The following is a 10,552-nucleotide window of genomic DNA, read 5'->3' as shown; positions in this document are numbered from 1 at the left end:
GTGATGGGCCAGAGAATCTCCATGGAGGACATTACCGGAGAAAGCAGCTATACGTACGATGCGCTCGGCAGACTGAAGACCGCCGCGAATGGCTCCGGGAAGACCGTGGAATATTTCTATGATGAAGCGGACAACCTGCAGAAGATCCTGTATCCGGATGGGTACGCGGTAGTCTATACCTACGACAAGAATGATAATATCACAAAAATCGTGGATCGTGACGGCCGGGAGACATTTTACAGCTACGATCCCTTAAACCGGCTTACGAGGGTGAAGAGGGCGGATGGAAGCACCAGCACTTACACGTACAATGCGAGAGACCAGATCGTGGAAGCAGAGAATTTATGTTCCTGCGGCTTCCTGATTTCCGATTATCAGTACATGTATAATGGCGCTGGCCTGATTACCAATGAGACGGCCAAAGAGTGCCTGTTTGCTTCGAATAAGGATTTCGGCCACAAGGGCGGCCCGGATGGAGAGTGCGTCCATGTTTCTGATAACCCGTGGCAGAACCAGAATCCGGAGTGGCAGACGACAAAGCGGACATTCAGGTACGATGATAACGGCCAGCTCATCGAGTGCAAAGAAGATAAGGGAATGTTCGACAAGACTACCTATACGTATGAGTATGACAGCGTCGGAAACCGGACAATGGCAAAGAAGCAGAAAGCATTTACGTATGCAAACCCGGATAAGACGACGTATACCTACAATGCGGATAACCAGATGGTAAGCGCGGTGGTCTGCGAAGGGAATCTGACGAAACGCTACACGTACAAATACGATGCCAATGGAAATCTGACCCAGGAATGCCTGATGAATTATGCGGAGACGACGTACCAGTACGATACGGAGAACCGGTTAAAAGCGGTAAAGGATGGACAGAAGCTTCTGATGGCAGCCGCCTATGACGGAGACGGGAACCGGGCGTTCCAGCTGAATTACAATCCGGAAGCGGAATGCGGTTACGGAAAGAATGTGAGCGGAGAAATCTTCATGCCGGAGAATCATGAGAATGAAGATGGAAGCTTGACGGCGGAAGGCGATTTGTTCAGCTATATCTGTTCTGCAACGGGAAGAGCCTATGACCTGACGGAATATGTGAATGACACGAACCGGCAGTATACGGAGGTGCTGACCGCTTATACGGTGAACAGCGGGGCGACGGAGAGCTACAGCTATAAAGGAAGGCAGCGGCTGTCCCGGAATAATATCTGGAATGAAGCGCGCGGAGTGGACCATAATGAGACGAGCTATTACTTATATGACGGCCGGGGAAGCGTGACGGCGAATACGTGGTATAATGGAATGGTGACGAGTGTGTACCAGTATGATCCATATGGGAAGGTGACGCTGGGAAGTACAGAGCATACAGACTTCTATGGGTATAATGCAGAGAGCTATAATCCGAATACCGGACTTGAGTATTTGCGGGCGAGGTATTATAATGCAGATAAGGGAAGATTCTTCCAGGAGGATACGTATCTTGGGGATATCACAGACCCGCTGACACTGAACCGGTATGCTTATACGAAGAACAGTCCACTGAATTATGTTGATCCGAGTGGACATAAAATTTCATCATTAGGTGACTTCGTTTCATTTGTTCAAAACAAAGCTACCGAGTTTAGGGATAAAGCGAGTAGCTATATTTATGAAAAAGCTACTGGTGCGCTGAAGGGGATGTTGGAATGGGCAAAAGAGAGCTGCGAGACCCTTGATTGTGAACTGGTTACAGTCGCGTATAATATTCTGCTGGGAGCAGGATTTGCGCTGGTTGAAAACGCGCTGAATATAATATTCTCAATGAAAGAACTTGGCAGTCAATGGGATTCCAGTGACAGTGATTATTACCAGAAGTTAATGGAGGACTGGGTATTAGAAAACGGTGTTACTGATACAACATATTTTTATCTTGGTCAGTTAGTTAGTGATGCACTGCAGACATACTTTGCAGTAAAGGCGATTCCTAAACTTCTTACAAAAATAGGCCCGGCACTGACAAAATTAGCAGGCATATTAGGCGGAGGATCCGGTGGCGGAATGGTTCCAGCATTGGTAGGAGTAGGAGAATATGCCAGCCAAATTGGAATGTCTGCCGAAATAGCGGAAACGCTTGTTAATGAATTTGGAGCAGCAGTAGCTGGAGTGTTGATAGTATTTGCAGATATAACCGGAATAGGGCATGATGCGGGGAAGTTTGTTGAAGCGCTGACAAAGGGGGATTCTAAAACTACAACTGCTGCGGATTGGGAAGGAAAAACAGATGAATTAGCAAAAACATCCCCTATAGAAATCCCTGAAGATGCTACTGTAAAAATACAGCATAAGGCTGGTGGATATGATCAAATAAGCTATAAGTGGTCAGATAATACATATAAATATGAAGCCAGATGGCATACACGAACACCAAATGCCCCAGAAGGGAGTCCTAATTCCTGGGTGATTGAGAGAACTACACCAGGAACACCAACAGGTCAGCAAAGAGTTCAGAATATGTATACACCTGGAGTTAATAATGACTGGACACCGAGGTGGCAATGGGATGCTGCTGTTGATGCGTACAATAAGGGGATAACGACACCATTTCAAGATGCTATATTAAATGCTGGACATATCGACGCGCCATAAGGAGGTGATGTTTATGGGTCAAGTTAATAACCAATTCTATCGTGGTTATGAAGGCGAAAAGGAAATACAAATTTTTACATCAAAGGAAAAAATGGTTATTTGGGATGGTTTTTTTAACGATATTATGGAACAATTTAAGCCCGCCGAAGAGGGGTGGATTGGAATTGCATACTATTATCATTTATATTTAGGCTGGTGTGATGGAAAAGCTTGGAAAATTCCGAATATAGATGAATTTCTTCAACAGTTCCGACAATTAGATATAACTAATTGTCGATTTGAGGAATCAAAGAAAGTATTGGCGGATATTTGTAATATGCTTTGCTTAGCTATACAAGAAAATGAGAACGTATGGATAGCGGAAGGCTGACAAATTAAAAAAAATAATGAAGATTAAACATTTTTGCTCGGCTCTGCCGGGCAATGTCCCAAGAGGTTATGCGTTTTTCAGCATAACCTCTTTAACCTGCACACTTTTCGACCCTGCGATTTTTCCTTGAATTCCGGTAAAATGGCTCTGTTTCAAATCGGGGCAACGAGCCGATTCATCTGCTTTATGGTACATTTTTCCGATCACGCTTCCAAATCGGCAACACGGGCGGTCACGGCGCGTCACAGGGGCAAGAGGATGATGGGAGCGGACCAACGGAAACCGGATAAAAGAAAACTACTGGATCGGAATTCAAAAAAGTTGACTGTCGGGTATAGTTATTTTGTAGCTTTGCCACCCAGAAATAGCCTTTTATGTGGGCTATCGAAGCATTTTGGGTGGCAAAATTCTGGAAATGAGAAAACTTGGGTGCCGCCAAGCCACCCAGCAGATTATTTTTCGACCTTTGAAATGAATACCGAAAGTAAGGAACCGGTAAGAAAAAAGCAAGGAAAAGGAAATTGACCTGTGGGCTGGTTCCATGGTAAAATGGCGCACACCAGGGGGTATAAGGGGGAAATAAGTGGCTGATGATTGAAACTACCAGAAAAACATAGTAATGAACCAGCGGTCATAAGATATTGACTGCTGGTTCCTTTTTTTTTCTGGAGATACTACTATGTCACAAATCAGCCTGCCATTTCTGCATCACATTTCACAAACATTCAGAACTGCTCCCAAATGACTTGCGGATGCTCCTTTTCAGAGTTAACATACGACGACTCCGACAGGAGAATAACCTGTGAAATCCGAGGTTAGGGAAGCAGACAGGCTTAATCCCCCTTGCGATGGCCGTTGCCGTAGGGCGTAATTCGGCACATAACGCTTATCAGCTGAGGTTGCCGGTGATTTTTTGATTACGGATGGAGACAGGACAAAAAGGAAGGATTCAAACGAGAAAAGAAAACATCATCTATGTGGGGATTGACCTACATAAGGAAACACACACGGCGGTTATGCTTGACTGCTGGAATCAGAAACTAGGTGAAATCACCTTTGAGAACAAACCATCAGAATTCCATAAGCTGACGAGAAAAGTCAGTCGGTTTGTGACGGAAGAGAAGACAGCGGTATACGGATTAGAGAATGCCTACGGCTATGGCCGTGCGCTGGCGGTTTGGCTTTTAGAGAAAAGCCACGCTGTGAAAGACGTAAACACGGCGTTATCATATGCCCAGAGAAAAAGTGTTCCGATGTATCAGAAAAGCGACAGTTATGATGCGGAAGCAGTGGCTCTTGTATTAATCAATATGCTGGACAAACTGCCCGATGCCGTTCCGGATGATGCCTACTGGACTTTAAGCCAGTTAGTGAATCGTCGGAACAACATCTGCTCCCATCAGCAGAGATTAAAGAACCAACTGCATGAACAGCTTTGCGTGGCGTACCCGAGCTACAAACAATTCTTTGGTGATATCAGCCGAAGGACAGCACTTTATTTCTGGCTTAGATATCCGTCACCGGAACACCTCAAAGGGAAGACCGCAGAAGAACTGGCGGCAGAACTGCGCCCGGTCAGCCACAATAACTGCTCCATCAAACGAGCAGAGAAAATATTAGAACTGGTACGTATGGACGGTCAGACCACAAGGGAGCATCAGGAGGGTCGGGATGCCATTACGCGAAGTATCGCAGGAGACTTGGATCATTACCGGGAACAGCTTGAGATTGTGGAGACAGCGATAGAAACTATGCTGCCGTCATTTAACTGTACCTTGATGACTATGCCGGGAGTGGATGTGACAACAGCGGCAAATATGCTTGCGGAGATAGGAGATATCAACCGTTTTCCTAACGCCAATAAGCTGGCAAAGTTCGCAGGAATATGCCCAATCAACTTTTCGTCTGCAGGAAAAGGCAAGGATATGTGCCCCAAGCAGGGAAACAGGCGACTACAGGCAATTTTTTACTTTCTGGCAATCCAGATGATTCAAGTTTCTACGAATGGAACGCCGAGGAATAAGGTGTTTCGGGAGTATTATTTGCGGAGAGTAGCAGAAGGAAAGAATAAACAGCAGGCGTTAATTTGTATTGCCAGGCGTTTGGTGAATATCGTGTACGGAATGTTAAAGAATCACACAAAATACCGGGAGCCGGAGCAATAATGGTTGTCGGTTACGAACAATTTGTGCTAAGATGATAGAAGCATAAAAAACAGTAATTGGTTTCCCGCCTTTCCCAAAAGAACAGAGAAAAAGGCGCAAAAGTTATGAGGACTCAGCGTCAGTGCCAAGGGGGATTCTGATACTCCAGAAGTTAATCCACACAATTTAAAAAATCAAGGACAATTAAGTGAGGATTATTTTGATTCATTAACTGATAACGGCTCTTTATCAACAGGTGGACGTTCAGGGGGAAAGATTCCGACTAAAGCAGCACCAAACAGTTATTATACTACAAAGGATGGCCACGTTATTATCTATGATGAAAATGGAATTCGAGTGATGGATATCTCATCTGAGAGAATCAAAATTGAGCAATACAATACAAATCCTAATGATCCAACAAAAGGTAGTTGGTCAAGCTATAAGTTGAAAAATAGTAGCGGCGCAGTTAGTAGCACAGAGCAGTGGATATTGGATTATTTTGGTATTAATTAAAGGAGAGGATATAAATGGCATGGAATGAAGTTAAAACTACAGATGATATTGAAAAGCTTCAACAATTATATAATAATTTTCGAGATTCTACGTTAGTGGGATATAGGTTTGAAAGTGGAAATTTTGTGGATAAGAATCGTGTTAGTCATGAATATAATGATAATAATTTATATTTGCTGTTTCAACGATTGGATGATAATCCTTTTTCCATTGAAATCCTTTTTCAATATACAACACGCTTTAATTTTTTAGCACCAATAGGAGGTCAGAGTTCTCAGAGAACAGAAATAAACTTTGCAAAGATTGAAAAAAATAATGAGTACTTTTATTGGACGGAATGGGAAGGGTTTGATCCGTATAATGAAGCACATTTAAAGTACAATGATTTTATTCTAATTGAAGCAGAGCGAGTTAAATGGAGAATTATCGAGTGATTTTTGAGGCTTGTGTTCGCCCGGCTTTGCCGGGCGATGTACCACGGTTGAGGTGGCGCAATGCCACCCGACCTTTAACCCGCACACATTGCGACCCGGAGATTTTTCCTTGAATTCCAGGAAAATAGCCCTATTTCAAATTGGGGCAACGGGCCGATTCACCTGCTTTTTGGTACATCTTTCCGATCCCGCTTCCAAATCGGCAACACGGGCGGTCACGGCACGTCACAGGGGCAAGAGGATGATGGGAGCGGACCAATGGAAACCGGATAAAAGAAAACCGCTGGATCGGGACTCAAAAAAAGTTGACTGCCTAGTATAGTGATTTTATAGCTTTGCCACCCAGAAAAAGCCTTTTATGTGGGCTACTGAAGCATTTTGGGTGGCAAAATTCTGGAAATGAAAAAAGCTGGGTGCTGCCAAGCCACCAACAGATTATTTTTCAACCCTTGAGATACGTGTTGCCAGTAAGGAACCATTAAGAAAAACACAAGGAAAAGGAAATTGATCTGCGGGTTGGTTCCATGGTAAAATGGCGCACATCAGGGAGGATTAAGGGGAAAAGATGCCGATTGTATCTGCCAGAAAAAAATAGTGATGAACCAGTAGTCAGATGATATTGACTGCTGGTTCCTTTTCTTTTCTTGCGATACGACTATGTCACAAATCAGCCCGCCATTTTTGTATCACATTTCACATACATTCAGAACTGCTCCCAAATGACTTGTGGATGTTCCTTTTCAGAGTTAACATACGACAACTCCGACAGGAGAAAAAGGATGGATTCAGACGAGAAAAGAAAACATCATCTATGTGGGGATTGACCTGCATAAGGAAACACACACGGCGGTTATGCTTGATTGTTGGAACCAAAAGCTGGGTGAAATCACCTTTGAAAACAAACCGTCAGAGTTCCATAAGCTGACAAGGAAAGTAAGTCGCTTTTAACAGAAGAAAAGACAGCGGCATACGGATTAGAGAATGCCTACGGCGATGGCCATGCGCTTGCAGTGTGGCTGATTGAAAAAGGCTGTATGGTGAAAAACGTGAATACAGCGTTGTTCTATGCCAAGAGAAAAAGCGTTCCAATGTATCAAAAAAACGACAGCTATGATGCGGAAGCTGTTGCGCTCGTATTAATCAATATGCTGGATAAACTGCCGGATGCCATACTGGCTGATGTTTACTGGACACTAGGCCAGTTGGTAAAAAAGATATTGGAACTGGTGCGTACTGACGGTCAGACCACCAGGGAACACCAGGAGAGCCGGGATGCCGTAACACAAAGTATTACTGGTGATTTGGAGCATTACGGGGAACAGCTTAAGATTGTGGAAACAGCGATAGAAACTATGCTGTCTTCATTTAACTGTACCTTAATGACTATGCCGGGTGTTGACATGACAACTGCTGCGAATATGCTGTCAGAGATAGGAGATATCAACAGCTTTCCCAATGTCAATAAACTGGCGAAATTCGCCGGGATATGCCCAATCAACTTTTCATCTGCTGGAAAAGGGAAAGATATGTGTCCAAAACAGGGAAACCGGCGATTTTTTACTTTCTGGCAATCCAGATGATTCAGATTTCCACGAATGGAACGCCGAGGAATAAGGTATTCCGGGAGTATTACTTAAAGAGAGTGGCAGAAGGGAAGAATATACAGCAGGCGTTGATCTGTATCGCCCGCAGATTAGTGAATATCGTGTATGGAATGCTGAAAAACCATACAGAATACCGGGAACCAGAGCAATAATGGTTGTCGGTTACGAACACTTTGTGTTAGGATAAAAAACAGATACATAGAGATTGGTTTGCCGTCTTTTCCAAAAGAACAGAGAAAAAGGCGTAAAAGTTATGAGGGCTCAGCGTCAGTGCCAAGGGGGATTCTAAAGCTAAATTCAAAACTGGTGATTTGTATGAGGATTCTATAGATGTTGATGGACATAGAATAGATGCATTGGCAGAGGTGGAAGTGGAGGGAGACCGATTAATTTTGAAGAATTTACCAATTTATTCGAATGAAGGAGATATTCCAAATCAAATCGGTGCTAGTGAATTTAAAACTTGGTTAAATACTGTAAAGGAGCAAGCAAAAAATCAAGGATTTAAGGAATTACAGATAATTGCTCAAAGAGCAGAACATTCTACATCAGCTAATCCAGGGCATGTAATAAATAAAATTATACAGCTCAAGTGAGGTAAGTATGAAAATAGTAATGGATGAACAGCAGTATCAAGAATTAGAGGATTTAATCGGCATCTTTGATAGAATGTTTTTTGATGATGAAGAGGTGCAATGCTTTAAATTTATTAAAGATATTGTAGATAGGGAATTTGATACAGATTATATTAATAAAGAGAGAAAAGAACTTGTGGGAAAACAGTTGAATGAGTCATTTGATTGGTTAGAGAGTTTAAATGTAAATATAAAAAATAAGGATAAATATCTATCTTGTTTTTTGTATTGATAGTAAAGATTCGCCCGGCTTTGCCGGGCGATGTCCTCTTATCGGCCGTTTCTGTCATAGTGCCACATACAAATGCAGGCTGAGGCTCTACTCCCCATCCCTTTCGTCATTCCCATCTTTTCCCTGATCAACCATCGGCCCTTCCGTGCCTTCCAGTGCCGTTGCCCCTTTCGTTTGGGCGTCATCCGTCTGCTCTAATTCCTCCCGGGATTTCCGGAGCTGTTCTCCCTGACGAAGCGCCAGCTCCGATGCTTTGTCATGCAGCTGTCCGGCTTCCTGCTCGGAACGTCCAATGGAGTCCATCTCATTTTCTATGAGGGCGCCTACCGTGTCGCCGCCGAGTCCCTTGCTCACTAAGGCGTCGACGTGAGCCGCTCCAAGATCAATTTCCGATTCTTTGATTCTGGCTTCACCCTCTATGTGGCTCTGAACTGCGGAAATCTTTTCCGCATGGCGGAGATCCTGGGAGACAGCGGCCAGAGTCGTAAGGTGTTCGGTCGTCAGCTGATCGTCGGTTTTACTCTTGTCTGTTTTGTCAGAACTCTTTTTGTCTTCCGGCTCTATGCACTGTTTGGCCTGCTGGGTGTAGGCGTTAGAAATCTGTTTATCAATGGCTTCGATCTGCTTCTTGTACGATTTGAGCTGATCCTTGATGTCCTCCATCTTTCCGCCGTCGCCTAAGGTCGTTTCCACCAGACTGTTTCTTTGATCCACAAGCGCCTGTTTCTGCTTGGTCAGATTCTCAATCATGTTTATTAATTTACCCTGAGGGGAGAGGGTGAAACGGTCGTTTTTCGGACGGTTTCCCAGTATGCCCCCGCTCTTCTTATCCTGCCCTGACTGGTATTTGGCGAATGATGCATTTACCCGTGCGGTATTGATAAGCGTATTCTTATGCAGGTTGAAATTCAGATTTACTCTCATTCCATTTCCTCCGATCTTTGATGTCCGCTACTATCCTTATCGTACAGGCGGTGAAAATGTTTAGCTTTTTCAAAAAAAACTTTCTGTATTCGTTTTCTGCTGTGAACTGCAGCCAGGTGTGTTTTTGGATTTCAGGAGATCTGGAAAAAATGTTGATTTTTCAACCTGGTTGTAATATAATTAACTTTTAGCCTGGAAGTATTTTGAAATTAGTGAAATGGGAATGCATAGGAAAAAGAGAAACAGGAAGAATATTCAAAAAGGAGAACAGGAACCGATGAAAAAGATTCTTGATTTAATCACATCAGAGGTAAAAGAGGCATTCGCAGCCTGTGGTTACGATGAGAGCTTTGCGAAGGTTACACTGTCCAACCGGCCGGACCTCTGTGAGTACCAGTGTAATGGTGCCATGGCAGCCGCGAAGGCATATAAGAAGAAACCGATCGACATTGCGAACGAAGTTGTGGAGAAGCTGGCTGGCGGCGATATGTTTTCAGAAGTAAACGCCGTGATGCCGGGTTTCATTAATATAAAACTGGAAGCCGGATTTCTGGCAACCTACATGAATAACATGAGAGAGGGAGACCACTGCGGCTGTGAAAAGGCAAAAACGCCTCTCACGATCATTGTGGATTACGGCGGAGCCAATGTGGCAAAGCCGCTGCACGTGGGCCATCTCCGTTCTGCTGTGATCGGCGAGAGCATTAAGCGGATGGGACGTTTCCTGGGACATAAGGTGATCGGCGACGTTCATCTGGGAGACTGGGGACTTCAGATGGGCCTGATCATTGAGGAACTCCGCGACAGAAAGCCGGAGCTTGCCTATTTTGACGAGTCCTATACCGGAGAGTATCCGAAGGAGGCGCCGTTTACCATCGGTGAGCTGGAAGAGATCTACCCGGCGGCCAGCGCAAAGTCTAAGACAGACGAGGAATTCAGCGCGCGAGCCCACGAGGCGACACTGAAGCTGCAGAACGGATACGCACCTTACCGTGCGATCTGGAATCATATTATCGATGTTTCCGTAACGGATTTAAAGAAGAATTACGGTAACTTAAATGT

At 44.3% G+C, this 10,552-nt stretch carries 11 protein-coding genes; 10 read left to right on the top strand and 1 reads right to left on the bottom strand.

Translation table 11 applies throughout. The features are described from left to right. Window positions 1-3: 3 nt before the first annotated feature. From ACLTD4_RS17990 to ACLTD4_RS17950, 9 genes are all read left to right on the top strand, one after another. A complete protein-coding gene (locus ACLTD4_RS17990; protein WP_412331457.1) occupies window positions 4-2,631 on the top strand; it encodes an RHS repeat domain-containing protein in 2,628 nt (875 codons plus the stop codon). Between the two features lie 13 nt (window positions 2,632-2,644). Beyond that, window positions 2,645-3,001, top strand: a complete 357-nt coding sequence (locus ACLTD4_RS17985; protein WP_117621684.1) for a hypothetical protein — start codon at window positions 2,645-2,647, stop codon at window positions 2,999-3,001. 258 nt (window positions 3,002-3,259) lie between these two features. Beyond that, window positions 3,260-3,526 (top strand): hypothetical protein, encoded by a 267-nt coding sequence (locus ACLTD4_RS17980; RefSeq protein WP_117621685.1) that lies wholly within the window; start codon window positions 3,260-3,262, stop codon window positions 3,524-3,526. A 398-nt stretch (window positions 3,527-3,924) separates the two neighbouring features. Beyond that, window positions 3,925-5,166, top strand: a complete 1,242-nt coding sequence (locus ACLTD4_RS17975) for an IS110 family transposase (RefSeq protein ID WP_117621686.1) — start codon at window positions 3,925-3,927, stop codon at window positions 5,164-5,166. Window positions 5,167-5,675: 509 nt separating this feature from the next. Further along, window positions 5,676-6,095 carry a hypothetical protein gene (locus ACLTD4_RS17970; RefSeq protein WP_117621687.1) on the top strand — a complete coding sequence of 140 codons (420 nt, stop codon included), beginning with the start codon at window positions 5,676-5,678 and terminating at the stop codon, window positions 6,093-6,095. A gap of 1,088 nt (window positions 6,096-7,183) precedes the next feature. Then, window positions 7,184-7,675 carry a transposase gene (locus ACLTD4_RS17965; RefSeq protein ID WP_243008208.1) on the top strand — a complete coding sequence of 164 codons (492 nt, stop codon included), beginning with the start codon at window positions 7,184-7,186 and terminating at the stop codon, window positions 7,673-7,675. Beyond that, window positions 7,672-7,851, top strand: a complete 180-nt coding sequence (locus ACLTD4_RS17960) for a hypothetical protein (protein ID WP_243007841.1) — start codon at window positions 7,672-7,674, stop codon at window positions 7,849-7,851. Before ACLTD4_RS17965 ends, ACLTD4_RS17960 begins: the two co-directional genes overlap by 4 nt. A gap of 240 nt (window positions 7,852-8,091) precedes the next feature. Then, window positions 8,092-8,295 (top strand): hypothetical protein, encoded by a 204-nt coding sequence (locus ACLTD4_RS17955; RefSeq protein WP_243008207.1) that lies wholly within the window; start codon window positions 8,092-8,094, stop codon window positions 8,293-8,295. 7 nt (window positions 8,296-8,302) lie between these two features. After that, window positions 8,303-8,566, top strand: a complete 264-nt coding sequence (locus tag ACLTD4_RS17950) for a hypothetical protein (RefSeq protein WP_117621689.1) — start codon at window positions 8,303-8,305, stop codon at window positions 8,564-8,566. Window positions 8,567-8,653: 87 nt separating this feature from the next. Here the strand turns inward: ACLTD4_RS17950 and ACLTD4_RS17945 are convergent, their stop codons facing one another. Further along, window positions 8,654-9,490 (bottom strand): hypothetical protein, encoded by an 837-nt coding sequence (locus ACLTD4_RS17945; protein WP_117621690.1) that lies wholly within the window; start codon window positions 9,488-9,490, stop codon window positions 8,654-8,656. Window positions 9,491-9,767: 277 nt separating this feature from the next. Between ACLTD4_RS17945 and argS the strand changes: the two genes are divergently transcribed. Next, on the top strand, window positions 9,768-10,552 hold a 785-nt coding region (gene argS / locus ACLTD4_RS17940), incomplete at its 3' end, for an arginine--tRNA ligase (RefSeq protein WP_412331456.1).

The sequence above is a fragment of the Hungatella sp. genome (assembly GCF_046966825.1).
Note: the sequence above shows the minus strand (reverse complement) of the source record. Positions and strands in the feature narration are given on the sequence as shown.

Bases quoted from the DNA above. Each gene is read 5' to 3' on its own strand.
- ACLTD4_RS17960 (WP_243007841.1), top strand. From the start codon at position 7,672: ATGATTCAGATTTCCACGAATGGAACGCCGAGGAATAAGGTATTCCGG.
- ACLTD4_RS17970 (WP_117621687.1), top strand. From the start codon at position 5,676: ATGGCATGGAATGAAGTTAAAACTACAGATGATATTGAAAAGCTTCAA.
- ACLTD4_RS17945 (WP_117621690.1), bottom strand. From the start codon at position 9,490: ATGAGAGTAAATCTGAATTTCAACCTGCATAAGAATACGCTTATCAAT.
- ACLTD4_RS17980 (WP_117621685.1), top strand. From the start codon at position 3,260: ATGATGGGAGCGGACCAACGGAAACCGGATAAAAGAAAACTACTGGAT.
- ACLTD4_RS17975 (WP_117621686.1), top strand. From the start codon at position 3,925: ATGGAGACAGGACAAAAAGGAAGGATTCAAACGAGAAAAGAAAACATC.
- ACLTD4_RS17985 (WP_117621684.1), top strand. From the start codon at position 2,645: ATGGGTCAAGTTAATAACCAATTCTATCGTGGTTATGAAGGCGAAAAG.
- ACLTD4_RS17950 (WP_117621689.1), top strand. From the start codon at position 8,303: ATGAAAATAGTAATGGATGAACAGCAGTATCAAGAATTAGAGGATTTA.
- ACLTD4_RS17965 (WP_243008208.1), top strand. From the start codon at position 7,184: ATGTATCAAAAAAACGACAGCTATGATGCGGAAGCTGTTGCGCTCGTA.
- ACLTD4_RS17990 (WP_412331457.1), top strand. From the start codon at position 4: ATGGGCCAGAGAATCTCCATGGAGGACATTACCGGAGAAAGCAGCTAT.